The organism is Pseudomonas sp. NPDC089392, assembly GCF_044749595.1.
In the GTDB taxonomy this organism is placed as follows: Bacteria; Pseudomonadota; Gammaproteobacteria; order Pseudomonadales; family Pseudomonadaceae; genus Aquipseudomonas.
Genome location: NZ_JBIVIF010000025.1, coordinates 16271 through 40674 on the forward strand (window position 1 = coordinate 16271; position 24404 = coordinate 40674).

General features: G+C 58.4%; 25 protein-coding genes. 3 read left to right on the forward strand and 22 right to left on the reverse strand.

The genetic code is table 11. The features are described from left to right. Window positions 1–54: 54 nt before the first annotated feature. From rdgC to ACIP1G_RS20185, 15 genes are all read right to left on the reverse strand, one after another. Window positions 55–975 (reverse strand): recombination-associated protein RdgC, encoded by a 921-nt coding sequence (rdgC, locus tag ACIP1G_RS20115; RefSeq protein WP_181132491.1) that lies wholly within the window; start codon window positions 973–975, stop codon window positions 55–57. A 113-nt stretch (window positions 976–1088) separates the two neighbouring features. Continuing rightward, complete coding sequence (locus ACIP1G_RS20120) at window positions 1089–1739, reverse strand: hypothetical protein (RefSeq protein ID WP_219856739.1); 651 nt, start codon at window positions 1737–1739, stop codon at window positions 1089–1091. Window positions 1740–1889: 150 nt separating this feature from the next. Beyond that, the gene (locus ACIP1G_RS20125; RefSeq protein ID WP_181132489.1) at window positions 1890–2216 is read right to left on the reverse strand and encodes an Arc family DNA-binding protein; all 327 of its coding nucleotides are present in this window, start codon (window positions 2214–2216) and stop codon (window positions 1890–1892) included. 50 nt (window positions 2217–2266) lie between these two features. Continuing rightward, window positions 2267–2671 carry a TraR/DksA family transcriptional regulator gene (locus ACIP1G_RS20130; RefSeq protein WP_181132488.1) on the reverse strand — a complete coding sequence of 135 codons (405 nt, stop codon included), beginning with the start codon at window positions 2669–2671 and terminating at the stop codon, window positions 2267–2269. Between the two features lie 247 nt (window positions 2672–2918). Then, a complete protein-coding gene (locus ACIP1G_RS20135) occupies window positions 2919–3425 on the reverse strand; it encodes a hypothetical protein (RefSeq protein WP_181132487.1) in 507 nt (168 codons plus the stop codon). 119 nt (window positions 3426–3544) lie between these two features. Next, the gene (locus tag ACIP1G_RS20140; protein ID WP_181132486.1) at window positions 3545–4045 is read right to left on the reverse strand and encodes a hypothetical protein; all 501 of its coding nucleotides are present in this window, start codon (window positions 4043–4045) and stop codon (window positions 3545–3547) included. 55 nt (window positions 4046–4100) lie between these two features. Next, window positions 4101–4976: a SprT-like domain-containing protein gene (locus tag ACIP1G_RS20145; RefSeq protein ID WP_181132485.1), complete on the reverse strand. Its 876-nt coding sequence runs from the start codon at window positions 4974–4976 to the stop codon at window positions 4101–4103. Window positions 4977–5254: 278 nt separating this feature from the next. After that, window positions 5255–6253 carry a DUF4917 family protein gene (locus ACIP1G_RS20150; RefSeq protein WP_060519736.1) on the reverse strand — a complete coding sequence of 333 codons (999 nt, stop codon included), beginning with the start codon at window positions 6251–6253 and terminating at the stop codon, window positions 5255–5257. A gap of 164 nt (window positions 6254–6417) precedes the next feature. Further along, entirely contained in the window at window positions 6418–6978 is a 561-nt protein-coding gene (locus ACIP1G_RS20155) for an arsinothricin resistance N-acetyltransferase ArsN1 family B (protein ID WP_060519738.1), read from the reverse strand. After that, window positions 6971–8053, reverse strand: coding sequence for an ArsO family NAD(P)H-dependent flavin-containing monooxygenase (locus ACIP1G_RS20160; protein ID WP_101195987.1), 1083 nt, complete (start codon window positions 8051–8053; stop codon window positions 6971–6973). Before ACIP1G_RS20160 ends, ACIP1G_RS20155 begins: the two co-directional genes overlap by 8 nt. Window positions 8054–8078: 25 nt before the next feature. Next, window positions 8079–8582: a cyclin-dependent kinase inhibitor 3 family protein gene (locus tag ACIP1G_RS20165; protein WP_082422063.1), complete on the reverse strand. Its 504-nt coding sequence runs from the start codon at window positions 8580–8582 to the stop codon at window positions 8079–8081. Between the two features lie 4 nt (window positions 8583–8586). Further along, entirely contained in the window at window positions 8587–9300 is a 714-nt protein-coding gene (gene arsH, locus ACIP1G_RS20170; protein ID WP_060519744.1) for an arsenical resistance protein ArsH, read from the reverse strand. Between the two features lie 23 nt (window positions 9301–9323). Next, window positions 9324–9794 carry an arsenate reductase ArsC gene (locus ACIP1G_RS20175; RefSeq protein WP_031314387.1) on the reverse strand — a complete coding sequence of 157 codons (471 nt, stop codon included), beginning with the start codon at window positions 9792–9794 and terminating at the stop codon, window positions 9324–9326. A 14-nt stretch (window positions 9795–9808) separates the two neighbouring features. Further along, complete coding sequence (locus ACIP1G_RS20180; protein WP_060519746.1) at window positions 9809–11092, reverse strand: arsenic transporter; 1284 nt, start codon at window positions 11090–11092, stop codon at window positions 9809–9811. A 27-nt stretch (window positions 11093–11119) separates the two neighbouring features. Continuing rightward, window positions 11120–11476: a metalloregulator ArsR/SmtB family transcription factor gene (locus ACIP1G_RS20185; protein WP_060519748.1), complete on the reverse strand. Its 357-nt coding sequence runs from the start codon at window positions 11474–11476 to the stop codon at window positions 11120–11122. Between the two features lie 733 nt (window positions 11477–12209). Here ACIP1G_RS20185 and ACIP1G_RS20190 point away from each other — a divergent pair. Continuing rightward, window positions 12210–12542 carry a DUF2790 domain-containing protein gene (locus tag ACIP1G_RS20190; protein ID WP_039614978.1) on the forward strand — a complete coding sequence of 111 codons (333 nt, stop codon included), beginning with the start codon at window positions 12210–12212 and terminating at the stop codon, window positions 12540–12542. A gap of 135 nt (window positions 12543–12677) precedes the next feature. Here the strand turns inward: ACIP1G_RS20190 and ACIP1G_RS20195 are convergent, their stop codons facing one another. The 7 genes from ACIP1G_RS20195 to ACIP1G_RS20225 all read right to left on the reverse strand — a co-directional run bounded on the left by ACIP1G_RS20195 (window position 12678) and on the right by ACIP1G_RS20225 (window position 21934). Then, window positions 12678–13004 carry a four-helix bundle copper-binding protein gene (locus ACIP1G_RS20195; RefSeq protein ID WP_101195988.1) on the reverse strand — a complete coding sequence of 109 codons (327 nt, stop codon included), beginning with the start codon at window positions 13002–13004 and terminating at the stop codon, window positions 12678–12680. 160 nt (window positions 13005–13164) lie between these two features. Continuing rightward, window positions 13165–13518, reverse strand: a complete 354-nt coding sequence (locus ACIP1G_RS20200) for a copper-binding protein (RefSeq protein ID WP_060519755.1) — start codon at window positions 13516–13518, stop codon at window positions 13165–13167. Beyond that, the gene (locus ACIP1G_RS20205; protein WP_060519757.1) at window positions 13515–16673 is read right to left on the reverse strand and encodes an efflux RND transporter permease subunit; all 3159 of its coding nucleotides are present in this window, start codon (window positions 16671–16673) and stop codon (window positions 13515–13517) included. Before ACIP1G_RS20205 ends, ACIP1G_RS20200 begins: the two co-directional genes overlap by 4 nt. After that, complete coding sequence (locus ACIP1G_RS20210; RefSeq protein ID WP_101195989.1) at window positions 16670–18133, reverse strand: efflux RND transporter periplasmic adaptor subunit; 1464 nt, start codon at window positions 18131–18133, stop codon at window positions 16670–16672. Before ACIP1G_RS20210 ends, ACIP1G_RS20205 begins: the two co-directional genes overlap by 4 nt. Continuing rightward, window positions 18130–19380 (reverse strand): TolC family protein, encoded by a 1251-nt coding sequence (locus tag ACIP1G_RS20215; RefSeq protein ID WP_060519761.1) that lies wholly within the window; start codon window positions 19378–19380, stop codon window positions 18130–18132. Before ACIP1G_RS20215 ends, ACIP1G_RS20210 begins: the two co-directional genes overlap by 4 nt. Before the next feature lie 470 nt (window positions 19381–19850). After that, complete coding sequence (locus ACIP1G_RS20220) at window positions 19851–21257, reverse strand: heavy metal sensor histidine kinase (RefSeq protein WP_060519764.1); 1407 nt, start codon at window positions 21255–21257, stop codon at window positions 19851–19853. Further along, window positions 21257–21934, reverse strand: a complete 678-nt coding sequence (locus ACIP1G_RS20225; protein ID WP_060519766.1) for a heavy metal response regulator transcription factor — start codon at window positions 21932–21934, stop codon at window positions 21257–21259. Before ACIP1G_RS20225 ends, ACIP1G_RS20220 begins: the two co-directional genes overlap by 1 nt. 165 nt (window positions 21935–22099) lie before the next feature. Between ACIP1G_RS20225 and ACIP1G_RS20230 the strand changes: the two genes are divergently transcribed. After that, window positions 22100–22306 (forward strand): co-regulatory protein PtrA N-terminal domain-containing protein, encoded by a 207-nt coding sequence (locus ACIP1G_RS20230; RefSeq protein ID WP_060519770.1) that lies wholly within the window; start codon window positions 22100–22102, stop codon window positions 22304–22306. A gap of 181 nt (window positions 22307–22487) precedes the next feature. Then, the gene (locus ACIP1G_RS20235; protein ID WP_060519772.1) at window positions 22488–24401 is read left to right on the forward strand and encodes a copper resistance system multicopper oxidase; all 1914 of its coding nucleotides are present in this window, start codon (window positions 22488–22490) and stop codon (window positions 24399–24401) included. The last annotated feature ends 3 nt before the right edge of the window (window positions 24402–24404 follow it).

Genomic DNA, 24404 nt, shown 5'->3' on the forward strand with positions numbered 1-24404 from the left:
TTTTCACGCAACAAAAAGCCCCCGTCGCGGCGGAGGCTTGGTGTCCTGCTGGGATCAGATGGACGCGGGCACTTCCTCACCACCCAGCGCCTCGTACAGAGACGGGAGGAATTCGGCGAAGGTCATCATCATCAGCACGAACGTAGCATCAGCCTGCGCCAGCGCATCCTCCCCTCCGTCCTGGCTGGCCTGCTCCTGAAGCAACTCTTCGAACTTCAAGCGTCTGATCACGAGCTTGTCGTCAAGGACAAACGACAATTTATCCTGCCAGGCCAGCGACAGCTTGGTCACGACCTTGCCGGTTGCCAGGTGATTTTTGATCTCGTCACTGGTGAGATCCTGCCGCTTGCAGCGAACCGATCCGCCATCTTCGGCGGTGTCATGCAGTTCACATTCATCCAGGACGTAGTAGCCTTCACTTGCCTCGCCGGTTTTGAGCCAGTCAGTGAGTGTCGCGCTCGGGGCGATCCTCACTGACACCGGGCGCACCGGCAGGGAGCCCATTACCTCGCGGAGCGTGGAGAGCAGATCCTCTGCACGTTTGGCGCTCGCATTGTTGACGATGATCAGACCCAGCTTGGGTGCGATGGCTGCTGTGATCACACCACGACGGATAAACGCCTTCGGCAGCATGGCCTGGATCGTTTCGTCCTTGATCTGATCACGTTCTTTCTTGTAGACCTTGCGCTGCTGTGAGTTCTCGATCTCTTCGACCTTCTCTTTCACAGCTTCATTGACCACGCTGGCCGGCAGGATTCGCTCTTCCTTCCGAGCACTGATCAGGAAAAAATTGCCGCTCTGGTGTACGAGCGGAGCATCCTCTCCATTGCCCAGCGGCGCGATGAACCCATAGGTGACCAACTCTTGCGAACCGCACGGCCGTGCAGGTTTCGACGCCAGGGCGGCTTGAAGGGTATGCGTGGCAAATTCAATTTCTTGGGTCAAACGGTAAACGGTCAGATTCTTAAACCACATGGTCATGCCTTGTTAGGTAATGGGGGTGATGACAGCGCCCTTATGAGCACTGACTTGAATGCTTGAGGTTGAAGCAGCTGAGTGCTTTCTGATGCAGCTAGGCGAGATGCTGATCAGCTGGCAGATGTGTTGCGGAAGCAGTCGATCTCTTCGAGGGGGTTAGGCCGGTCGAGCAATGCCCACCATCCTCCCCACTCCTCACAACTGATTGATCGCTTTAAACCTGGTGCCCCTTCTACACAGAACTTGCCTATGTCTGAGGACCAGGTGACAGCCAACAAGGATGCTTCGATGCCCTCCTTACCGCTCCAATTCCAGTAATGACCAGCACTTTCGGGGGCCGCTTGTGACCAGATTCGGCGTGTACGGCCCTCAATAGCCCGCTGGCGCTCATCAGGCTCATAAATCAAACGTTGCGTAGGTGAACCGCGGAAAGTTTCGAGGGCCCCTTCCTTGACTGTTATCTGAAGCCAGGGCATCGGAGAGTTCATGTACGCGATGTAGTTAGCAAAGAGATTCGCTGTGTCACGCACCCCTACCGCAGTCGCGTACTTCAGGAGTTGAGCCGCCTGGGCTGGTTGTGGCGCTGCGAGAAGCTTCCGCAGAAACATTGCCTCAGCGGCTGAGAACTGATAGCTGCCGGTATGGCCGCCGGCTCCTGGTGGAACACTGAGCCCCGCGGCATGGGCCTCGATCATCGCCCGGTCGACTTCAGCATCCAGCGATTCGCCGCTTAGCAGCTTGTCGATGCCGATACGTACCATTGGGACATTGGCTTTCCCAGTCCGGAGGGCAGGGCCACGCAAGTAGAAATACCGCTGAGCGGCCTTCAAGAGGACCCCAGCAATGTCGCCAGCGCCAGCGGCAGTTGCGCCCGGACCTACATCAAGCAAGTTCCCCATGGTGGTCGTCCTTCACTGCGCGCTGGCGATCGACAGTCTAGGTGGGAGCTGCAGACCTGGCTTCGGGGTTTCGGTGCCCTGATTTGCTTTAAGCTCTGCCAGCTGTTGCTCCAGCTCCTCACAACGCCGAGTAACCTGCGCCAGCGTACGGACCGTCAGATCGCCCTCTTCATCCTGCGCAATGCTCAGCGTCAGGCGATCGATGATTTCAGAGTTCATGCTGCGGTGGTTGTCTTTCGCAATATCAGCGATCTTCTCGCGCATCCCGTCAGGCAGGCGCACCACGAATTTGTCAGCTGTGCGGGAGGACTTGACGGGCAGGGATTGGGACTTGGGCATGGGGATTAACCTCAGTATGACGGGCTGGCGGCATTACAGGTAAATGGTGATTACGCAGCGCGAAGGTGCCGGGATTTGTTCTCGCGGCTCTCCTTGGCCTCGACAGTCAGTAGCGATCGAGGGTTCGAGAGCAAGCGACGGAGACCAATCGGCTCACCGGTGTCTTCGCACCAGCCGTAGCTACCGTCTGCGATCGCTGACATCGCCTGTTTGATATCACGCAGACTTTGGTTCTCGCGTTCGATGCTGCCCAGGATGGACTGGCGCTCTTGCTCGATCAGTGCTGCGTCGGCTTCATCAGGGGCTTTCTCCAAGCCCGTCAGGTCGACGCGCAGCTGCTCGATGCGCCCCATGGCTGTAGCACTTTCGTTCGCCAGCAGGTTTTTGAAGAACGCTACTTGCTCAGGGTTCATGTACTGGTCGTCGGGCTGTTGCAACAGTTCCTGAGGGGTCATCGATTGGGCCTCGTGATTGGTTGGGTCAATGTGCCTGGCGCCAGCGTCTCTAAGATCGATACGGCAGGTTGATGGCACCATGCTGTCATTTTCACACGCACCGATATTACGGCCAGTATCCGAAACGCACAACAGTAAAATTACACATACGTGTTATGCATACAGAAAAATATTTTCGGCCGAACGTCCGGGTTTTCTGTAGGCGTAAAAAAACCCCAGCGCTAGGCGGTGGGGTTTGGGTGAATCGTTATGCAGCTTCAGGCTGAAGGCTTCGTTTGTCCACGTAGATTTCCTGCACGAGATGAACTCGGTCTGGATTCTGCTGCGCGAATTGAGCAAGAGCGGCGCCCGGGCTACCACCACCGCAGCGGAACGTCTGGAGCCCATCTTCGTTTGGCATCGAGTAGACCAGCAAGAACGCGGTGTCCTCGTGATAGCGGTTGGCAGCGTAGTCGACAGCTTTCCCTGTCAGACCGGCCATTTCAACAACCCACTGCAGTGTTTGAGTTCGAACCTCAAGCTCGATCATCGCCTCCTCGCCAGTCCGGGGGAACTGAACCTGAGACATATCGCGGCCCATGTAGGCTGTCTTCGCTTTTTCGAACTGACTGAGCACAAGATGTGCGAAATCACCGAACTGGAACGCCAGCTTGGCCCGCAGAAGGTCCAATGGCTGATAGAAGTCAGGAGCTTTCCAATCAGCTGGTACACGGCCTTCAGTGGAGACTGCTACTGCTTGGTTTGGGTTAGTCATGGTGCGGCACCTCATGTGCGTTAAGTTTGTAGGTGGAGATGGCCCACACGGACATGTATGGCGTGAGGCCTCTCCCCTGCCGCTGGGTGCATGGTGCATGGTGCCGGCATGCAAAAGGCTCACGCCGCTTGCACGTCCAGAATATGTAGATCTGCAGGGACGCTCACGACATCCCCAAGCCACCGCCGTACGGCGTCCCTCTGAGTGGCGACTGGGCAGCCAGGCTCAGCGCTCATCATGAAACCAAATGCCTTGAAGCTCGCTTCACGCATGGCCCATTCCAAGCTTCGTCCGCTCAGATCTTCGACAAACACGGTCTGGTACGAATGGTCTGTTCTGCAGCGACCAAGCATGCCCGGTGCGGTAGCCCGGGCGAGTAGCGCCGAACCGCCAGCGGCGAGCTCAGCGCCATTCTCATCCGCTACCATCCAGTCCCAGTGGTTCGCCGCGACGACGTCACGCAGGCTGAGCTGGGGCTGTGAAAGGTGCGATTTGGCCATGTCGAGCGCATGCTGCGCATTGGCTGCAGCGAACAGTTCGCCGGTGACGACTCGGAATGCTTTCAGGCGGAAAGTGTCCGCGGCATCGGGGTGTTGCTGGGTAGGCTCGGTATGACGCATGACGGGCTCTACGCGAATTGCTTCAGGGGTAATGGGCGCTTTCATAACCGCCACTTCAGCCTACACCTGCTCGCACCATCCGCACCTTCACCCCTCGCTGCTCGAAAGCCTTAGCTACGCGCCCTTGACGCTCGTCTTGGCCATCGCCGAAGACGATGGCGTGAGTCACCCCGCCTGGCAAGGTGTCGGGGGTCGGATGCCTGGTCACCGAGGCCAACGGGACATTCAATTTCTTGCTCAACAGCTGGCGGTGGCGTTCACCCGTGATTAAGGAGTCAACGACGACCTGGTTCACCTGGTGATCAATGATGAGCTTGGCGATCCGGTCAGCTTGAGCGCTGTCGAGCGCGGGGCCTGAGGTACTAATGAAGAGTTTCGAAATTACAGGAGCAGGTGCTTTCTCTGCCTGCTGGACGAACTCCAGAATTTCACCACACGTCTTGCATTGGAGTATGGCTGCCTTACGCTGGACCCGATTGTGCTTCGTGGTGCTGAGCTTATGGTCCTTGCCCTTACACCCGCATCTGTAGACGAAGCTTTTTTTGACCGCCCTCGACGTGTCCATGCTGTGACACCTGCTGGGGTCAAGCTTGAACACATCCCTCATGATGCCCTGCCATTCTGCTCCATGTGAGGAAGGCTCCATTCCCCAGATAGTGCGCGTGATGTAATGAGCCACTTCATGAGGGCAGGTGTCATCAAGGAACGTGCGAAGGTTTTCCTTGGCCAGTATTCGGTTAAACCGGAACTCCTGATCCTTTGGCTTGCCTGTGTGCTTGTCGATCCTGTATCGATACATGCCAGCTGTACGGCCGGTGAGATCAAATCGCACAGGTATTTCCGGAAATACTCGGCCAAAACCTGAGGACGCTAACGCCAGGCATTCTGTGACACGGGCCCTGACCGCCTTCAGTTCGTCGACGGGGAGCATCAGGCTTCAGCCTCTGGCAGCACCTGGATACTCAGCTGGGTTTCACGAGCAGAGGAAGGTGTATGCATGGCTGAGGGCGCTGGATTTAGAGAATTAAAACTGTCGCAAAGAGGCCCAGTTTCCGTGGCCTTCAGCCCGATTCGGAGTAAACGCAAAACTGTCGCGAGCCCCCAAAACCGTTGACTCGGACAAATGCGCCAGAGAATAAAAACTGTCTAGCCCAGTAATGACGGGCCTTACAGCCACCTCTGAGATTTCAGGAGTGGATGTCCTGCCCGCTATTCGGGTTGAACCCAGCAGCCCGGGCTCTCACTGTCGAAGAAATCGACGTCAACTGGCCCCAGGTCATCCTGAATGATTTGGTAAGCCATGTTGCAATAAGGCTGATATCCCCGAAAGACTGAGACGGCTACGCGCTCAATGCCCGTCCCCTTCATTCGCTTGAGCAAATGCCTGTCGTGCTCCCCCAAGCCCCAACCGAACAGTGTCAGTGTCTTCCGGGGCGCCGTAAGCACCTCTCGATAGACAGTCGACAGGTAGTAGCTATTTTGAATCGAAGCTACCTTCTGACGCATGGTTCCTTCACTGACAAACAGCGGTACCACACGCTCGTTTTTCCACTCCTGAAGAATGGCTTCCAGCAAGCCGCCGCCCAATGCGCGGATCTTGAACTCTTCCTCTATGTTGTTGCGGCATAAAGCTAAGCTGCCATGGGGGTAGAACACCAACGTATTCACTCGCTCCTTGTACAGCTTCCGGAATCGACGCCAGTCGTCATCGAATACCCCGCCATCGACGAAGCAGTCTTTGAACATATGGCCGTCCGGGATGTTGAGACCATAGGCCACCGTCCAGTAAACCAGCAGGTCATAGTTTAGCGACAAGACCGTGTCGAACTCCTTCAGATACCGGTACATGTTCGGCAGATGATCGGTGATCTGGTGATATTCAGGGTGAACATCCCGCACTGCCTGGATCAGGCAATCCCGGACGCGCACGTAGGCTTCGTGGGTACGCTGATCTGGGATCTCCAACGATTTGTTGACGTTGGATGCTTGCCAGACGACCCGCAGAATTAGCTCAAAATCTTCTGTCTCAAAAAACTCGAACAGACGCGCCACGTCGTTCTGGAGCAGCTCATTTTCCCTGACATGTTCTAGCAGTGAGCGGTACGCAAAACTCTGCGACACAGCGATACTCGCGCCGTTGCCCAACAAGATGGTACCGCGCTGATAATGCTGAGCTATTTCTGCCCATGGCTTTACGGGGTATGGCATAGAGGCCACCTTCGAGTTGTGATCGCAGGATCATATCTCTGATGGTTCCATCGAGTCTTCTAGGCCGCCGACGTGTCTTCGCAACACGCTAGCTCAGATTCAAGCCCTGGTGACGAAACGCTCAGCGGCCGCTCAAATGGACCCTTCAAAATGGACCTCATGTTCTAACGCGGCATCGGGATTTGGGATAAGAAGCTTGTAGGAGCCTCAGGCCGACAACCCTCGCCACCGAAATCAAACCGCCAATATCCCACGTCATGCCACGCACCGAGTTTGAACCCGACCTGCGAAAACGTACCGATGTGCTGAAAGCCGAGTCGCTCATGGAGACCCACGCTTCCTTCGTTCGGTAAAGAAATACCCGCGTATGCAGAACGATATCCTAGCTGCTTCAGAACCGGCAGGAGAACGTCATAAAGCTGCCGGCCAATCCCACTCCGACGCTGCCCCTCTGCAACGTAGACGGTCACATCTACCGCCCACCGATATGCCGCTCGCGCTCGATGCTGGCTAGCATAGGCATAACCGACCACCCGACCTTGCTGCACAGCCACAAAATATGGATAGGTATGAAGCGTCGTCTCGATACGCTGGCGCATTTCTTCCGCGCTCGGCGCTACCTCTTCAAACGAGATGGCAGTGTGGAGCACAATCGGAGCGTAGATAGCCTGTATGGCTGCAGCGTCTTCTGGACCAGCAATACGAATCTCGATTCCGCTATGCATCCGGCTGCTCCAAGCTGTTCAGGTATTCCACTACTTCGTTTACGGTGCTGCGCGCGGTACGGGTGACGCCGATCAGCGTCGCCGAGGCCAGGGCGGTCCAGTCGCCATATCCGACCAGCCAGAGGCGCGGCTCGCGAATAGAGCGCGACCCGTCAACCTCGACCTTACCGCTGTCATCCAGCACGTCCAAGTCCCGCAAGTGATCCAGAGCCGGCCGGAAACCGGTACACCAGATCACCGCATCGACCTGGGTTTTCTCACCATTGGGCCAGACGACCCCGTCAGGCGTGAATGAGACAAAAGGCCTTACAGACCGTAGGGCTCCTCGCTCGCGGGCCCGGACCACCGGGGGCACCATGACTATATCGCCAAGCCCGCCGACCGGTACGTTGATAACACGGCCCTCCTGTTGAGCCTTGAGGCGCTCGGTAGCCCGCTCGAACAGCACCCGGCCATCGACATCATCAGGCAGAAACGCCGGCTCCTCCGTGGTTACCCACGTTGCGTCGGCGACCTCGGACAGCTCCGCATAGATTTGCGCCCCCGAGTTGCCACCACCAACGACCAGCACGCGCTTTCCTTGGAAAGCCTCTGGTGACTGATAATGGGCGGAGTGAATTTGCTGCCCCCCGTACAGCTCTATCCCCGGATAAACCGGAACATAGGGTTTGCTCCAAGTCCCCGTTGCGCTGATGACGGCACGGGCTTCCCAGTCGCGGTCCTTCGAGCGAACACGAAGGCCACGCCCGGTTCGCTCCACCGCCGTAACGCTGACGGGGCGAACGATAGGAAACCCGTAGCGCGCCTCGTACTGCTCCAGATAGCTGACCACGTGATCCCTATCGGGATTACCTTCGGTGACTAGCGGCATCGGCCAGCCCGCGATCGAGCTCCATGCTGAGGGTGAGAATAGCGTCAGCGAGTCCCAGCCATGGCGCCACGCCCCGCCCGCAGCCTCTTCGGCGTCGAGCAGCAGAAACGACAACTTGGCCCGCTTGAGAAAATAGGCCACCGTAAGCGCGGACTGCCCGCCGCCAATCACGATGACATCGAGTAGTTCGCCGTCGGTGGCCATGGTCTCTCCTGTCTGGCTGGAGCGCTCAGTCTTCGCCGAATTGGTTGATGTAGTTGATGTGCGCAGGCTTCTGAATCGCCCGTGGGCGAAGCTCCTGCACCCAAGCGATCGCCTCGCGACGCGGCATTCCGGATTCGATCAGCAGACGGGCAGCGAACAGCCCGGTGCGACCGGAGCCGCCCTTGCAGTGGATGGCCAGGGCCTTGTTGGAAGCGAGCAAATCGTCTAACTGGTGGCGAATCTCCCCCAACCGAGCCTCGAAGGTTTGATCAGGAGCCTGATCATCCTCGATCGGCAACTGGTACCACTCCAACCCATACTGCCTGGCCGCGACGCCAAGCTCACCAACGCCGTTTTCCTGAAGCTCTGTATCCGACATCAGGGTAACCAGCGCCACGGCGCCAGCCTGCTTCAGCGTCTTCAGGCTTTCAGCAAGATCGCTGGCCTGGGTGCCCGGGCAGGGTGTGAAAATTAGCGCTCCTGGGGCATGGGGCAGCGATTTCATCGAGTAGGGATGTGACATGCTCATGACCTCAAATGGACCGCAGATTGACTCGCTTGGACAGCTCTTCCGCCGACTCCTTGCGCTCGGAGTAGCGATCCACCAGGTAATCCTGGCGGTCGCGCAATAGCAGCGTGAACTTGGTCAGTTCTTCCATCACATCAACCAGCCGGTCATAGAAGGAAGAAGGTTTCATGCGCCCGGCATCATCGAACTCCAGGAAGGCTTTTGGAACCGACGACTGGTTAGGGATAGTGAACATGCGCATCCAACGGCCCAGCACGCGCAATTGGTTCACCACGTTGAACGACTGCGAGCCACCACAAACCTGCATCACCGCTAATGTCTTGCCCTGGGTCGGACGTACGGCGCCCATGGCCAAAGGTACCCAGTCGATCTGCGCCTTAAAGACTGCGCTCATAGAACCGTGACGCTCGGGCGAGCACCACACCTGGCCCTCGGACCATTGCATCAGCTCGCGGAGTTCCAGCACCTTCTCGTGGGAGTCCGGAGCGTCATCCGGGAGCGGCAGGCCGGAAGGGTCGAAGATACGGGTTTCGGCGCCGAACTCTTCCAGCAGGCGCGCAGCTTCCTGGACCATCAAGCGGCTGAATGAGCGTTCGCGGGTCGATCCGTACAGCAGCAGGATGCGTGGTTTATGCGTGGAGGGATCCTTCGGCTCCAGACGCTCCAGCGACGGCAGATCGATCAGTTCTGGCTGGATATTTGGCAGGTGGTCGTTCATTTCAGTCTCCATTGATCCAGGGCCTACAGCGCGCCGATGCGAGCAAGTTCGGCTTTCAGTTCGTCCTGGCTCAGTTGCGAGAAGGGCAGCGCAATGAAAGCGCGCACGCGCTCATCGATCTTCGCAAGTGTGGTCTGGAAGGCTTGTTCGATTTCCGCCTCACTGCCGGTAACCGCCGAAGGGTCGGCCAGGCCCCAGTGGGCTTTGAGCGATGGACCGAAGAAGATCGGGCAGGCTTCGCCGGCAGCTCGATCGCACACGGTGACGACTATGTCGGGAGGAGAGCTCTCGAAGACATCCGAGGCCTTGCTTGAAAGACCAGCGGTGGGGATACCGGCGGCTTCCAAGGTCTTCAGCGCCCGCTCATTGACCTTGCCGCTTGGGAAGCTACCCGAGCTCACAGCTTCCATACCCTCGGGGGCCAGATGATTGAACAGCGCCTCGGACAGGATGCTGCGGCAGCTGTTGTGGGTGCACATGAACAAGACTTTCATCAGATATCTCCGGTTCAAAAGCTCAGGCGTATGGCCAATGCGGCCAAGGTGGCAAGCAGGATCGGCAGCGTCAGGACGATACCGGTGCGGAAGTAGTAACCCCAGGTGATAACGATGTTTTTGCGGGCCAGCACGTGCAGCCACAGCAAGGTGGCCAGGCTGCCGATTGGGGTGATTTTCGGACCGAGGTCACAGCCGATGACGTTGGCGTAGATCATGGCCTCACGCACGATGCCAGTGGCCTCGGCGGAATGGATCGACAAAGCTCCTACCAGTACAGTGGGCATGTTGTTCATGACCGACGACAGGCCAGCGGCGAGCAGCCCCGTCCCGAGGGATGCGCCCCAGACCCCGTAGCCGGTGAAGACATTGAGGATCTGCGTCAGGTAGTCGGTGAGGCCGGCATTACGCAGGCCATAGACCACCAGGTACATGCCAAGCGAGAACACCACGACCTGCCAAGGCGCGTCCTTGAGCACCTTGCGGGTTGAGATCACGTGCCCATGCGCAGCGATCAGGTAGAGGATCAGCGCACAGGCAGCAGCGATGGCGCTGATCGGAACGCCCAGCGGCTCGATGGCGAAGAAGCCGACCAGCAACAGCGCAAGCACCCACCAGCCGGCAACGAACGTCGCCTTGTCGCGGATAGCGGCTTCGGGAGCCTTCAGTTGGTCGAGTTCATAGGTTCGCGGCAGGTCCTTGCGGAAGAACCACAGCAGCATTCCCAGCGTGGCGGCGATACTGACCAGGTTCACCGGCACCATGATCGAGGCGTACTCGCTGAAACCGATGCCAAAGTAGTCGGCGGAAACGATGTTCACCAGGTTGGACACCACCAGCGGCAGGCTCGCGGTATCGGCGATAAAACCTGCTGCCATGACAAATGCCAACGTCGCCGCCGGGGAAAAACGCAGGGCAAGCAGCATGGCGATAACGATCGGCGTCAGGATCAGCGCTGCGCCATCATTGGCGAATAACGCCGACACTGCTGCTCCCAGGAGAATGATGAAAGCGAACAGCTTGCGGGTACTGCCGTTGCCCCAGCGGGCCACATGCAACGCTGCCCATTCGAAGAAACCCGCCTCATCCAGCAAAAGGCTGATGATGATGACAGCGATAAACGTTGCGGTGGCGTTCCATACTATCTGCCACACCACTGGGATATCAGACAGATTCACTACGCCCGCCAGTAGCGCCACGACCGCCCCTAGACCAGCGCTCCAGCCCACCCCCAGACCCTTTGGCTGCCAGATCACCAGAACGATCGTTGCGAGAAAAATCAAAAATGCGATGAACATGGCTCAACTCAGTCAGCGAAGTGAAAATCAAGCACAAGCAGCAGGGCTTTGTGGACGCTCGCCCATTTCAGCAAGGCGCACAGCATCGGCGCTTAGCCACTGGGCGTTTGCATCGACAACACTCTTGAGCATCATCTGCACCCATTCTGGCAAGGACGGATTGAGGCGGTAATACACCCATTGTCCCTGCCGCCGGTCCATGAGGATTCCGGCTTCTCGCAATTGAGCAAGATGCCGAGAAATCTTCGGCTGGCTGAGGTCGAGTGCGCAGGTCAACTCACATACGCATAGCTCGCCTTCACTGGCGATCAGCAAGGTCATCCGGGCTCGTGTTTCGTCAGCGAGACATTTAAAAACGATGGGGGGGGTTAGGGTTTCCCGCATTTGACCTCCTGGGGAACGCAGCACGGGCGGCTCATATCTGGAGGCTCGAATATATGACCATTCAGATATACGGTAAAGCAGATATTAATTCACTGACCAGATGACCGAGTCACAGTAGGAGGCAAAATCCAGGGTTCGCGCCCTTATCCGGATATTGATTCCCTTCCCATCGAGTCCACGATGAACCACCCTGAGATGTCTCTCCGATTGCTTGGTGCCGATCAGATCCAGGGGTTGGATGAGTATCTTTCCGCAGCCGGCTTGCCTACCCCGGACCTTCTGCAGCACGACCGCATGTTCTATTCCTTTCACCGTGGAGAAACGGAACTGGGATATGGGGCATCGAAGGATGGCCAGGCTCGTCTAATTCGTTCGCTGGTTGTGGATCCTGGGAAAGAGGATCCGGGGTCGGTACCTTGCTGCTTAGAGCACTTGAACGCATAGCCGAAGCCGACGGGGCTTAAAGCCTCTGCGGACCACAATTGCGCCCGATTTATTCGAGGCTCGGGGATATGAGCGCAGAGAGCGATCCCTAGCCCCTAGGGTGATTTCCAACTCCGCAGAGTTTGAAAAGCTCTGTCCCGTGTCGGCTTTACCTTAGGCACCCGCAAACTGTCTATGAGGGAATAGCGCTGTCAACCCAGCACAGCCTTACAAAGATGTAATGCCTGGATCACATGGATGACAGCTACCGGGCCTTAGGCTGCAGTCATGTTTTCATGGAGTAATTGAAATGATCAAAGCCAAATGCATCGCCGGCCTACTTCTCTTAATCGCCTCCTCATCCGCTTTTTCCGAAGGAGGTTCTGATCGTTTGCACGGAAAAATGATTCAGGCGAATGAGCAGGCTATGCGTGCATACGCAGCGGCCAATGGAAAAAAGCCACCTGAGGTGATCCATTATCGCTATGGAATGAAGCTGGACGTGGCGAGAGTCATCAGCAGGACTTCGACCAACGGCAGCTGCGACGTGATGCCGGCACAGATGAATTACGAGGACTCAACAGGAGAGCTGAAAATCCTTGAATATCGCACTGCCGGAATTAACTGCAGGGGTCAAAACTGACCGAAGCACAGGTTAATTCTTGAAGTCAGCTGATCACCAGTAGCGCCAGCTGATCGGCCGCCAGGGGGCTTGTGATCGACCGACCGAGGTCTTCCCTAAGTACTTTGCAAAAGAACGACGGTCGGTCGAAATTAATTAGGCAGCCATTGCTTCGCAGGATTGTGCGCAGGCCAAACAGGCTTGTGCGCAATGCTGACAGTGGTCTGCCGTGTGCTTACTGCACTCCTCCCCGCAGGCGCGGCAAATCCTGGCGCACAACGCACAAAATTCCTTGGCGAGCATGCTTTCTCGTGCCATCAAGGTAGCCGCCAGCCTGCACATATCTGCGCAATCCCTGTCCAACTTGATGCAGTCAGCCATCATTTTTACGTCCTGCTCTTGCAGGCAGGCTGACGCGCAGCCTTCACAGGCCAGCGCACAGCGCAGGCATTCCGAGATGCATTCATCAAAGCTACTGTTCATGATCATATCTCCGGTATCGGGTCGATGTGATGCCAGTGCACCGTCTCATGACGGTATGTAGCGTTCGACCTGAGGGGTTCCTGAAGATTGATTACATTTCTGTAAGCTTGTCCGAATCATCTCAGTATGAAGGCGTGCCCGATCATTCAAGGCTTTTCAATCACTGCTTCTGGATGCTCACGATTTTCGCGGAGCTTCCCTCCATGCGGAACCCAAATTTCACCTTGTCGCCTACGTTCAAGCCCTTCAGCTGTGCAGGCTCAGATTGGAAGCCCATGGTCATCGCCGGCCATTTGAGCTCTGCTACCGGGCCGTGCGCTAAGGTGATTTTCCCGCTTTGAAGATCCAGCGCCTTTATTGTCCCCTCAGCATGCGCAGTGGGAGCCGCCTGGCTCCCTTGGCCCCCCTCGGCGGAGGCTGGCATTTTCTTCATGTCCATACCATCCATGTCCTGGGCATGCACACTGGTGGCAAAAGCGGTGACCAGGCCTGCGATGACAATTAGCTTTTTCATTGGATTTCTCCTGAGAGGTTGGGGGTAGTTACAGCAAGTTCGCGGCGACGGATCAGCCAGTACGCCGCAGGGATTACAAAAAGGGAAAGCAAGGGGGCGGTGAGCATGCCGCCCACCATGGGAACCGCGATGCGGCTCATGACCTCGCTGCCGGTACCGCTGCTCCAGAGGATGGGCAGCAAGCCTGCAACGATGACCGCCACAGTCATTGCCTTGGGCCTGATGCGTTGCACCGCGCCCTCACGGATCGCGTCGAGCAGCGCTGTTCGTGTGGTTTCGCCTTTGGCTTGACGCTCAGCCCAAGCGTTATTCAGGTAGATGAGCATGATCACTCCGAACTCCGCCGCTACGCCGGCCAGGGCAATGAAACCAACGCCTGTGGCCACCGACAGGTTGTAGCCCAGCAGGTACAGCAGCCAAACGCCTCCGGTCAGCGCGAACGGTAGTGTGCCCATGATGAGCAACGCCTCACCGAGGCGCCCAAAGGTCAGGTAGAGCAGCACGAAGATGATGGCCAGCGTCGCCGGCACCACCCAGGCCAGACGGGCATTCGCCCGCTCCAGGTATTCGAACTGGCCGGAGTAGCTCAAGCTCATGCCTGGATCGAGCTTCACCTCGCTGTTGATCGCCTGACGAAGGTCTGCCACAACAGACGATAGATCCCGGCCGCGCACATCGATGTACACCCAACCCGAGGGGCGAGCATTCTCGCTCTTAAGCATGGGCGGGCCATCAGCGATACGTATGCGGGCCACGCTGCCGAGCGTCAGCTGACCGCCCTGCGAGGTGTAGATCGGCAGCTGACGCAACGCCTCCACGGAATCACGCCATTCGCGTGGATAGCGCACGCTGATGGGATAGCGGGCCAAGCCTTCAACCGTTTCTCCAATGGTTTCGCCACCAATGGCGCCAGCCACGAGGGCCTGTACGTCGGTGATGTTCAGACCGTAACGGGCAGCGGCATGGCGATCGATATCCAGATCAATGTAGCGGCCACCAGTCAAACGCTCCGCCAGCGCCGAAGTCACTCCAGGAACCTTTTTCGCTGCCCGCTCCACAGCGAGGGTAGCCCGGTCTATCTGGTCTAGGTCGCTGCCGGCCACCTTGACGCCTATTGGGCTCTTGATACCGGTGGCCAGCATATCGATGCGGTTGCGGATGGGCGGGATCCAGATGTTGGTCAGCCCAGGCACACGCACAGTGCGATCAAGCTCCTCGATGAGCTTCTCCGTGGTCATTCCTGGACGCCACTCACTCTTGGGCTTGAGCCGAACGATGGTCTCGAACATCTCCAGCGGTGCCGGGTCGGTAGCGGACTCGGCGCGGCCGGCTTTACCAAAGACACTGGCCACCTCGGGAACAGTTCGAATCAGACGATCCGTTCGCTGCAACAGCTCTGAAGCTTTCTGCGCCGAGAGTCCAGGCAAGGCTGAAGGCATGTAAAGCAGATCACCTTCATCGAGCGGAGGAAGGAACTCGCCCCCAAGATGATTCAAGGGCCACAGACTGCTGAGCAGGATGAGCAATGCTCCAGCGAGGGTAACCAGAGGCCGGCGCAGGACGACCTCTAATGCCGGACGGTACAGCCGGATGAGGCCCCGGTTGAGCGGGTTGCGCTGTTCCGCAGGCAGTGGCCCTCTGATCCAGTACCCCATCAGCACCGGAATCAGGGTCACCGATAGCGCAGCCGCCGCTGCCATTGCGTAGGTCTTGGTAAAGGCCAGGGGTGCGAAGAGACGCCCTTCCTGGGCTTGCAGCGTGAACACCGGGATGAACGATAGCGTGATGATCATCAGGCTGAAGAATAGTGCCGGTCCTACCTCGACGGCCGCCTCTGTCATTACCCTCCAATGCGCTTCGCCTCGCAAGGGTTGACCAGGATGCCGGGCATGCCAAGCCTCAACACGTTTGTGGGCGTTCTCGATCATGACCACGGCAGCGTCCACCATTGCACCGATGGCAATAGCGATTCCGCCAAGGGACATGATGTTGGCATTGATACCCTGATGACGCATGACAATCAGCGCAATCAAGATTCCCACGGGAAGCGACACGATAGCCACCAACGACGAGCGCAGGTGCCAGAGAAACGCTGCGCATACCAACGCCACTACTACGAATTCCTCGATCAGCTTGTGACTGAGGTTCTCCACGGCACGGTCGATCAACTGGCTGCGGTCGTAGACGGTGACAAGCTCCACCCCGGCTGGCAGGCCTTTCTTCAGGGTTTCTAGCTTGGCCTTGACGTGCCCGATGGCCTCACGAGCATTCTTCCCGCTGCGCAGGATCACCACCCCTCCTACGGCTTCGCCGAGGCCGTCCAGTTCGCCTATGCCTCTGCGGGCTTCCGGACCTATCTGCACCGTAGCGACGTCGCCTAATGTCACCGGCACGCCCTTGGTAGCCAGTCGCAGCGGTATCGCTCTGAAATCATCCAGCGATCGCAGGTAGCCGGCCGCACGTACCATGAACTCCGCTTCGCCCTGCTCCAGTACACCGCCACCGGTCTCCTGGTTGGCCTTGCCTATAGCCTCAACCACCTCAGCCTGGGTGATACCGAGGCTGGCCATGCGCAGCGGATCGAGGACGACTTGGTACTGCTTGACCATACCGCCGATGGTGGCTACCTCAGCGACATCCGGCAGGGTCTTGAGCTCATAGCGCAGGAACCAGTCCTGCAGGCTGCGCAGTTGCGACAGGTCATGGCCGCCGTTGCGATCGACCAACGCATACTGATAAATCCAGCCCACTCCGGTGGCATCCGGGCCCAGTACCGGCTTGGCTGCCTCAGGTAATCGCGATTGCGCCTGGCTCAGGTACTCAAGCACCCGTGAGCGCGCCCAATACAGATCGGTGCCGTCCTCGAACAGCACGTAGACGAAGCTGTCACCGAAGGCGGAGAAACCGCGTACCGTTTTGGCCCCCGGAACCGAGAGCATGGTTGTGGTCAGCGGATAGGTCACCTGATTCTCAACGATTTGGGGAGCCTGGCCTGGGTAGGACGTGCGGATGATCACCTGCACGTCCGACAGGTCGGGCAAGGCGTCGATTGGCAGGCTACGCACCGAGACGAAGCCCCATGCCACCAGAAACAGCGTGGCGAGGAGCACCAGCACACGGTTGCCTACCGACCAGCGGATCAGTTTGGCAATCATGGTTGGCCCTCCACCACGTTGATCTGCTCAACTACCATGCCCTCGTCGCGTTCGCGTATGCCAAAGCGAATCTGCGCACCGACCTTGAGGCCATCAAGGAGAGACTGATCAACCACAGGAAAGGTCATGGTCATCCCTGGCATGCCCAGGGTGATGAAAGGACCGTGGGCAACGGTGAGCTGGGTGCCGTCTATCTGCACGACACGGCCATCCGCTTCATGCAGGGCTGGCCCCGCATTAGGCTGACTATCCTGCGCCGTCGCCGCCTCGATGCCTTTCAAATTAGCGTCGGAGTCCAACAGGAATTGCCCGGACGCGACGATGCGCTGTCCTGGCTGAAGGCCCTGCAACACCGCAACTTTCCCTCTGCTCTCCTGGCCCAACACGACTTCCACCGGCCGGAAGCGACCACCGTCTTCAGCCAGCATCAACAGGTCTCGCTTGCCGGTGCGGATGACCGCCTCGGCAGGCACCAAGAGGCTTTGCTCGGAAGACTCGCCGGGATGGAGAGCCACTTGAGCGGTCATCCCAGGACGAAGCCGTCCATCCGGGTTGGGCAACTCGATACGCAGGCGCAACGTGCGGCTCTGCAAATCGGCATCGGCGAGCAACGCGGTCAACTTGCCCGGTATGGGATCGCCTGGGAACGCTGGCAATTGCGCCCGCACAGGCTGGCCTTCGCGAAGACCTTGAGCCTGGGCTTCCGGCACAGCCGCTTCCAGCCAGACGTTGGCCACTCCATTGATCCTCGCCAAGGTAGCCCCCGGCGTCAACGTCATTCCGGGTCGCAAATCGAGAACCTGGATGACTCCGGCCGTGGGTGCGGAGAGTGTGACCGAGAGCTGCACCTTCCCAGTGCTCGCGACCCGGTTGATCAGGTCGGCCGGCATGCCGGCGAGCACAAGCCGCTGTCGTGCCGCCGCCGTCAGCTGCGTGTCGCCGGAATGCCGCAGCGCCAGGTATTCCTCCTGCAAACCAGCCCACTCCGGGGTTAGCACATCGGCTAGAGGAGCCCCTTTGGCAACGATGTCGCCCGTCGCTCGACCATAGACGCGCTCGACGTAGCCGCCAGTCCGGGCCTGCAATACGCTGAAGTCGCGTTCGTCGAACGTTAGAACGCCGCTCACACTCAGGGTCCGTTCTAGCCGGCCAGCCGTCACCGTCGCCAATCGAATCCCAAGGTTTTGCTGGAGCCCAGCCGAGACCTGAACCGCAGGCTGCTCCTCGCCAGCCGTGTCATCCGAATACTTGGGCACGAGCGGCATGTCCATGAACGGCGATTTTCCGGGCGCCGGGAAGTGCTGCTGGGGATACATCGGGTCATACCAGTACAGCGCTTTTTTTTCCTCACCTACTGGCTGGGATGAGGAATACGCACCTCTTCCACCTAGCCAGAAGCCCGCGCCTATCCCAATAGCAAGGGCAGCAGCCACGAGCAAACCAATCGACCTATTCCTCATGCCCGCACCTCTCCATAAACGAAATGCAGACGCGCTGCTGTTGCCGCCAACTGTCCTTGCAGGTCCACATCCTGTAGCAGCGCTTCCACACGCTGCCGGCGTGCCGACAGCACTTCACTCAACGGCGAATTACCGGCGCGGTAGTCCGCCAGAGCGAGGCGTACCCGGTCCTCGGCCAGGGGCAAAAGTGTTTCGCGACTGCGCCGTACAGCCCGTTGCAAGCGTTGGTACTCGGCAAGGTCTGTTTCAAGCTGAGCTTGATGCTCGCGCAGGGCAGCGTCCTGCTCATTTTCCAATTGGCGAACTTGTGCGCGTCGTGCCGCAATCATTGGGTCTTGCCGGGAGCTGGTGAACAACGGCAACTGGAAGCTGACTTGCAGGCTGACCATGTTGCTGAAGTCCGGACCACGGCGCTGATAATCCACCCCCCAGGACCAATCCGATTTCTTTTCCGCCTGAGCCTGGTGTACCTGGGCTTGAGCCTCGCGTGTCATGGCGTTGTAGGTATTGAGCTCCGGATGGGCATGGACGGAGTGCAAGTATTCAGCTGCATCTACAGGCCAGACAGGGAACGTCGGCGCGCCCACTTCGGCGTCCTGCCCAATCCAGCGCTTCAGCGCGGCTCGCGCCTGAGCTGACTGACTCAACAGAACGTCTTTCTGCTCGTCCAACTGTGCCAATTCCTGTTTGGGAGCCAACGTATCGGCCGTTGAGCCTGCGCCTCCGGCCAGGCTGGCCCGCACCGTGGAAGCCAGCAGCTGGTTTTCTTTGTAGAAGGCGTCGAACTGTTCAAGCTTTCGCTGCACGGTGTATGCAGCCACCCAAGCCTGTGCGGTTGCCGCCCGAACTTTCAGCCGTTCGAACAGCGCCTCGGCATCGGCTCGCTCGACCGTGGCCTGCGCTGTCTCTATGCGAGCTTTGCGTTTGTCCCGGTTCGGTACTTCTTGGGACAGGCCAACCACCTGCATGGTCATGAAGTCTCTGTTCATGCTCCAGCGGTCGGTGCCTTCAATCGGCAGGTTCTGTACCCCGAGATTCAGGCGCGGATCGGGTAGTTCGCCCGCTGGAATGACTGCGCTGCGCGCAGCTGATGCCTGCTCCTGGCGGGCCTGTAGAGAGGGAGCGTTGCGTTCAGCCAGTTGCAGCGCCTCATCCAGCGACAGCGTTGCAGCCTGTGCCGAGACAGCCGGCAGCAGTATGAACAGGACGGCCGTGGTTATCCGTCCCTGAAAACGTTGGGGAGTCATGAAAATGATTCCTCGAAAGATCAGCGCCCAGGCGCGTGCCATCGCCCCGCTGCTAGGCGGAACGACGGTGTGAAATTAAGAGGGAATCAGACGCGGGGAGGCCGCCATGGATCGGGGGGAGAGCCTGTCGCTATGCCTACCGCGTAGGTATCGGCAGGTCGTGGCTTGGCAAAGGTCAGCCCAGGCGTCAGGAAGCTGAGCTGCACTGTGCTAGCAGTCCTGCACTCCTGGCCGACCTTGCAGGATTTGGCGTGATCGCCGGCCTTGCCCAGGTCTTGGTCCTGGCAGCAGTCATGATCCATACCCGCCATCATTTCCATGCCCATGGTCTGCATTGGGCAAGGTTCAGTCGCCGAATCGATGCCCGCCATCCCGTTAAGCGGAAGCGCCACGATAAGCATCAGGATGGTGAGCAGTCGAATGAACCGATTCATGATGGGCGAGTATAGATTACCGGGATGAGTTCAGCATTAAGGGGTTGGGGCTGCACTAACCCACCGCTTAGAGGCTGGGAGACTGATGAAGAAGGTTGTGACACCCTCCGCTGAAGTACACCAGATTCGTCCGCTATGAGCCTCGATGATAGAGCGGGTTATCGACAGACCCAGGCCTGCATTGCTTGGGCCGCCTTCGCGCCTGGCTGGATCGGCTCGATAGAATCGGTCGAAGATCTTGCCAATGTGCTGGGAATCGATGATTACCCCGCTGTTACGCACGGAAAGCGTCACGCTTTCAGGCGTCTGCTCGATTCGCACTGATATCTCGTTACCTTCCGGGGTGTAGCGCAACGCGTTGGATAGAAGGTTGGAAAGCGCTCGGTCAATCATCAGGCGATCGCCACGAACCTTACCCTGCCCGTGTAGGGTCAGCTGGATGCCTTGATCCTCAGCCAGGAACTGGTAGTACTCGAACAGCTTGGAAACGAGGTCGGAGAGCTCCACATCAATCTGCTCAGGGACGATCAGACCGTTATCCGCCTTGGCGAGGAACAGCATGTCGTCGATCATGCGCGACATACGCTTGAGGTCTTCCAGGTTCGAATAGAGGTTCTCCTCATAGGCATCCAGGTCACGCTTCTTGGTGAGCACCACTTCAGTATGGGTCAGAAGGTTGCTGACTGGCGTTCTCAACTCGTGAGCGATATCGGCAGAGAAGTTGGACAACCGAACGAATGCATCCTCCAACCGTCCCAGCATCCCGTTGAAAGACAGGATGAGCTCCTGAAGCTCTAGCGGCACGGGCTCCAGGGGAATGCGCTCGCGGAGCGATCTTGCCGACATCCCGGTGGCCACTTTGGTGATTTGCCCAACAGGCCGAAGCCCACTCTTGGCCACGACCCAACCCAAGCCTGCGCTTACAATCGCGCTGATCACCAGGCCAATTCCGAACCACCATTGCAGGGTGACAAAGAAATGGGCGTGAGTGGTGACATCGAGCATCAGCACGGCCGTCACCGGTTCCGGCTCGCCTGCAATGGTCAGCTGGGCGGTAATGCCGCGAAAGTTCTGCGATTCATCCTGCCATTCCCAGACCGCACCCCGGTGCGCCTGCTCGAACCGCTGGGGAATTTGGGAGGCTTTGGGGTCTGAAAACAGGACCGTACCGTCAGCCTTGGTGATTTTCGCCGACAAATCCTGATGTGCGCCGAGCAATGCCCGCAGCTGCTGCTCCTGATCGTGGAGCCCGCCTCGCGCTGCTGAGATGGACAGGATATGACGCGTTGACTCCAGCTTTTCGGAAAGCGCCTGCTCATCCAGCATCCGGAAATGGTGCTGGCTGAGCCCGTAGAAAGCCACCCCGGCAACCACCAGGACAGCAGTCACTGCGAACATGAACATCAGGGTCAGTCGCTTGACGAGCGATGATTGCGGGCGCATCACTCGGGCACATCCATCATGTAGCCCATGCCTCGGGCGGTATGGATGAGCTTTGGCGCGAAGTCGTCATCTATTTTGGCCCGCAGTCGGCGAATCGCTACCTCAATCACGTTGGTGTCACTGTCGAAGTTCATGTCCCAGACCTGAGAAGCGATCAGCGACTTGGGGAGCACCTCGCCGCGTCGGCGCATGAGCAGCTCCAGCAGGGAAAACTCCTTTGCGGTAAGGTCGATCCGCTTGCCGTTTCGCGTAGCTCGACGCTTGAGCAGGTCTACCTCAAGGTCTGCCATCTTCATGGTGGTTTGAGCAGCACCACCGTTGCCTCTGCGCAACAACGTGCGAACCCGAGCCAGCAGCTCCGAGAACGCAAAGGGCTTCACCAGGTAGTCATCAGCGCCCAGTTCCAAACCTTTCACGCGGTCGTCTACGCCGTCTCGGGCCGTCAAGAAAAGAACCGGCACATCCTGACCCGCCGCACGGATCTTGCGCAGGACATCCCAGCCATCGAGCCCCGGCATCATCACGTCGAGTATCAGCAAGTCATACGCTTCGCTCTGTGCCTGTTGCAGGGCGTCAGTGCCTGTCATCACCCGGTCAACGGTGAAGCCAGCTTCTGTCAGACCTTGCTGGAGGTAGACACCGGTTTTTGGCTCATCTTCGGCTACGAGTAATTTCATCTGCTCTCATCCACGCGGGGTGCATCTCCAGTTTGCAGGAAAAAAGACGCCCAACCAGAAGCTGACGGAAAAGTAATGTCGAGATCAGTTTTCTGACAGCACCGCGAAGCTAACTTGACCCTGTACCTGACGCCATGAGGCGCAGAACCCACTGAGGATCTCCAGATGAACATGGTCAAAGCAATTGTGATGGTCGTTACCTTCGGCATGGCAGGCATCGCCCTGGCAGAGGGCGGCGCGGACCGGACCTTTGCGCGGATGGAAGCGGCTCGCCAAAGCTCCATGCAGGCATTCCAAGTTGCGCAGGAGAAGAAAGAGCAGGCGCCAGTTGCCGCCCAGTCCAGCAAGCATGCCGGCCACGAAAGCTGCTGATCCCAGCTTACAGAAATGTAATCACCCCGGAATCTGAACTATGGCAGTTTCAGACTACGGCCTCTCATCAGCCTCGCGCAGTGACGAAAGTCTACGAGACTGGTGAGAGCTCCAATGAACCCAAGGGCTGCCCCATCGAGCAGCCTGGATATCAGCGATCTACCTGACTGGACGCAACGGCATGCAAAGCAAAACCACGAGACGATCTTTCGTCAAAGGCCTGGCCGCTACCGGACTTCTGGGTGGGCTCGGCATGTGGCGCGCGCCGGTCTGGGCCGTGACCAGCCCTGGCCAACCGAACGTGCTGAGCGGCACGGACTTCGATCTGTATATCGGCGAACTCCCCGTCAATATCACGGGTGCAGCTCGCACGGCCATGGCCATCAACGGTTCGGTGCCAGGGCCGATCCTGCGATGGCGCGAAGGCGACACCGTGACACTGCGCGTACGCAACCGGCTGAAACAAGACACCTCCATTCACTGGCACGGCATCATCCTGCCCGCCAACATGGACGGTGTGCCGGGCTTGAGCTTCCACGGCATCGCTCCCGATGGCATGTACGAATACAAGTTCAAGGTCCACCAGAACGGCACCTACTGGTATCACAGCCACTCAGGCTTCCAGGAACAGTCCGGGGTCTATGGGGCGTTGGTGATCGATGCCAAGGATCCGGAGCCGTTTGTGTACGACCGTGATTACGTCGTCATGCTCAGCGATTGGACGGATGAAGACCCGGCGCGGGTGCTCTCCAAACTCAAGAAGCAATCTGACTACTACAACTTCCACAAGCGCACTGTTAGCGACTTCGTTGACGATGTGAGCGAGAAAGGCTGGTCGGCCGCTGTAGCGGATCGGAAGATGTGGGCTGAAATGAAGATGAGCCCCACCGACCTCGCTGACGTGAGCGGGTATACCTACACCTACCTCATGAACGGCCAGGCTCCGAACGGCAACTGGACGGGTATCTTCAAGCCCGGCGAGAAGATCCGCCTGCGCTTTATCAACGGCTCGGCCATGACCTATTTCGATGTCCGGATTCCTGGGCTCAAGATGACGGTTGTGGCTGCCGACGGCCAGTACGTCAAACCCGTATCGGTCGATGAGTTCCGGATCGCCGTTGCCGAAACCTACGATGTCATCGTCGAACCTGAAAACGAGCAGGCCTATACAATCTTCGCGCAATCCATGGACCGTACCGGGTACTCCCGAGGCACCCTGGCAGTTCGTGAAGGCTTGCAAGCGCCCGTGCCGGAGGTAGATCCACGCCCGATCATCGCCATGAGCGATATGGGCATGGACCACGGCAGCATGGGCGGAATGGATCACGGCGGCATGGCTGGCATGGACCAGGGGAACATGGCCGGGATGGATCACAGCAAGATGGCTGGGATGGACCATGGCAGCATGGCCGGCATGGACCACAGCAAGATGGCTGGAATGGACCATAGCAGCATGGCCGGCATGGACCACAGCAAGATGGCTGGAATGGACCATAGCAACATGGCCGGCATGGATCACAGCACGATGGCTGGGATGAGTCATGAGGGCATGGCCGGCATGAGCGGTGCAATGCAGAGCCATCCGGCTTCCGAGACAAACAACCCGTTGGTCGATATGCAGACCATGTCGCCGACCCCGAAGCTGAACGATCCGGGAATTGGCCTGCGCAACAACGGGCGCCGAGTGCTGACCTACGCCGATTTGCGGAGCACCTTCATCGATCCCGATGGTCGAGAGCCTGGACGCACAATCGAACTGCACCTTACCGGCCACATGGAGAAGTTCGCGTGGTCGTTCGACGGTATCAAATTCTCTGATGCTGAACCGCTGCGGTTGAAATATGGCGAGCGTCTTCGCATCACCTTGGTCAACGACACCATGATGACTCACCCCATCCATCTCCACGGTATGTGGAGTGATCTGGAGGACGAGAACGGCAACTTCATGGTTCGCAAGCACACCATCGACATGCCACCTGGCTCAAAACGAAGCTATCGCGTCACCGCAGATGCCTTGGGACGTTGGGCCTATCACTGTCACCTACTGTTCCACATGGAAATGGGCATGTTCCGAGAAGTCCGTGTGGACGAATGAGCT

Excerpts from the sequence above, each read along its gene's own strand:
- rdgC (WP_181132491.1), bottom strand. The coding sequence starts at position 975 with ATGTGGTTTAAGAATCTGACCGTTTACCGTTTGACCCAAGAAATTGAA.
- ACIP1G_RS20120 (WP_219856739.1), bottom strand. The coding sequence starts at position 1,739 with ATGGTACGTATCGGCATCGACAAGCTGCTAAGCGGCGAATCGCTGGAT.
- ACIP1G_RS20125 (WP_181132489.1), bottom strand. The coding sequence starts at position 2,216 with ATGCCCAAGTCCCAATCCCTGCCCGTCAAGTCCTCCCGCACAGCTGAC.
- ACIP1G_RS20130 (WP_181132488.1), bottom strand. The coding sequence starts at position 2,671 with ATGACCCCTCAGGAACTGTTGCAACAGCCCGACGACCAGTACATGAAC.
- ACIP1G_RS20135 (WP_181132487.1), bottom strand. The coding sequence starts at position 3,425 with ATGACTAACCCAAACCAAGCAGTAGCAGTCTCCACTGAAGGCCGTGTA.
- ACIP1G_RS20140 (WP_181132486.1), bottom strand. The coding sequence starts at position 4,045 with ATGCGTCATACCGAGCCTACCCAGCAACACCCCGATGCCGCGGACACT.
- ACIP1G_RS20145 (WP_181132485.1), bottom strand. The coding sequence starts at position 4,976 with ATGCTCCCCGTCGACGAACTGAAGGCGGTCAGGGCCCGTGTCACAGAA.
- ACIP1G_RS20150 (WP_060519736.1), bottom strand. The coding sequence starts at position 6,253 with ATGCCATACCCCGTAAAGCCATGGGCAGAAATAGCTCAGCATTATCAG.
- ACIP1G_RS20155 (WP_060519738.1), bottom strand. The coding sequence starts at position 6,978 with ATGCATAGCGGAATCGAGATTCGTATTGCTGGTCCAGAAGACGCTGCA.
- ACIP1G_RS20160 (WP_101195987.1), bottom strand. The coding sequence starts at position 8,053 with ATGGCCACCGACGGCGAACTACTCGATGTCATCGTGATTGGCGGCGGG.
- ACIP1G_RS20165 (WP_082422063.1), bottom strand. The coding sequence starts at position 8,582 with ATGAGCATGTCACATCCCTACTCGATGAAATCGCTGCCCCATGCCCCA.
- arsH (WP_060519744.1), bottom strand. The coding sequence starts at position 9,300 with ATGAACGACCACCTGCCAAATATCCAGCCAGAACTGATCGATCTGCCG.
- ACIP1G_RS20175 (WP_031314387.1), bottom strand. The coding sequence starts at position 9,794 with ATGAAAGTCTTGTTCATGTGCACCCACAACAGCTGCCGCAGCATCCTG.
- ACIP1G_RS20180 (WP_060519746.1), bottom strand. The coding sequence starts at position 11,092 with ATGTTCATCGCATTTTTGATTTTTCTCGCAACGATCGTTCTGGTGATC.
- ACIP1G_RS20185 (WP_060519748.1), bottom strand. The coding sequence starts at position 11,476 with ATGCGGGAAACCCTAACCCCCCCCATCGTTTTTAAATGTCTCGCTGAC.
- ACIP1G_RS20190 (WP_039614978.1), top strand. The coding sequence starts at position 12,210 with ATGATCAAAGCCAAATGCATCGCCGGCCTACTTCTCTTAATCGCCTCC.
- ACIP1G_RS20195 (WP_101195988.1), bottom strand. The coding sequence starts at position 13,004 with ATGAACAGTAGCTTTGATGAATGCATCTCGGAATGCCTGCGCTGTGCG.
- ACIP1G_RS20200 (WP_060519755.1), bottom strand. The coding sequence starts at position 13,518 with ATGAAAAAGCTAATTGTCATCGCAGGCCTGGTCACCGCTTTTGCCACC.
- ACIP1G_RS20205 (WP_060519757.1), bottom strand. The coding sequence starts at position 16,673 with ATGATTGCCAAACTGATCCGCTGGTCGGTAGGCAACCGTGTGCTGGTG.
- ACIP1G_RS20210 (WP_101195989.1), bottom strand. The coding sequence starts at position 18,133 with ATGAGGAATAGGTCGATTGGTTTGCTCGTGGCTGCTGCCCTTGCTATT.
- ACIP1G_RS20215 (WP_060519761.1), bottom strand. The coding sequence starts at position 19,380 with ATGACTCCCCAACGTTTTCAGGGACGGATAACCACGGCCGTCCTGTTC.
- ACIP1G_RS20220 (WP_060519764.1), bottom strand. The coding sequence starts at position 21,257 with ATGCGCCCGCAATCATCGCTCGTCAAGCGACTGACCCTGATGTTCATG.
- ACIP1G_RS20225 (WP_060519766.1), bottom strand. The coding sequence starts at position 21,934 with ATGAAATTACTCGTAGCCGAAGATGAGCCAAAAACCGGTGTCTACCTC.
- ACIP1G_RS20230 (WP_060519770.1), top strand. The coding sequence starts at position 22,100 with ATGAACATGGTCAAAGCAATTGTGATGGTCGTTACCTTCGGCATGGCA.
- ACIP1G_RS20235 (WP_060519772.1), top strand. The coding sequence starts at position 22,488 with ATGCAAAGCAAAACCACGAGACGATCTTTCGTCAAAGGCCTGGCCGCT.